Below are 740 nucleotides of genomic sequence, written 5' to 3'. Positions count from 1 at the left end.
TTGGGGTGCGGCGGCGTCAAGGCGCGCCAGGCTTCCAATTCCGCCATGTCCTGCTTACGCGCCTCCCAGGCCCTCAGCATCAGCGGCGTCGGCTGCCACGGCTCGGCGCCGAACACCGGCAGCCGTGGTTCGGCGCGCCACAGCTGCCTGAGCGCCGTTTCCGCCGCCGCCGGCCGCTGGCTGAAGGCGCGCAGCGCCGGGTCCAGCTCCGCCATCGGCAGGGCCGCTCCGCTCTGCGGGTCGGTGAAGCTCAGCTCCGGCAGCGCCCCGGCCGGCCACTGCGGCCAGCCGCGCCCGCTCAATACCGGCAAGCCCAGCGACGGCAAGATCAGGCCCAGCAGATAGCGCGGGTCCTTGCGCTTGATCGCGAAGCCGACGCTGCCCAGCGTCACCGCCAGTCCCACCACTCGGCCGGCTATCATCAGCGGCGACAGCGGCTTGTTGGATTCGTCGTCGTAGAACACCGTGCGGTAGCGGAAGTAGTCGGTCCACGGCTCGCGGGTGCCCAGGGTGGAATAGATGAACCAGGCGCGGGAGTCGTGGATGTGCTCGTCGTACAGCAGCACCAGATCGCGCAGCTCGCGTTGGCCGAACAAGGTTTTTTCCTTGGCTTGGCCGCTCTCGCGGATGCTGGCGTACTCGGCGGCCTCGTCGTCGCTGTTGAGCAGGTAGACGGTGCCGCCCAGCGCCAGGTCCAACACCCCGTCGATGATGCTGCTGGGGTCGCCGGACAACTGCCA

General features: G+C 69.3%; 1 protein-coding gene. It reads right to left on the bottom strand.

Features of this window, described 5'->3' with window-relative positions:
• A partial coding sequence (locus MOV80_RS23275; protein WP_249605563.1) for a hypothetical protein occupies positions 1-740 on the bottom strand: 740 nt, incomplete at both ends.

The organism is Chromobacterium sp. IRSSSOUMB001, assembly GCF_023507765.1.
In the GTDB taxonomy this organism is placed as follows: Bacteria; Pseudomonadota; Gammaproteobacteria; order Burkholderiales; family Chromobacteriaceae; genus Chromobacterium; species Chromobacterium haemolyticum.
The sequence above is the reverse complement of the archived record's forward strand: the minus strand, read 5'-3'. Positions and strand labels throughout refer to the sequence as shown.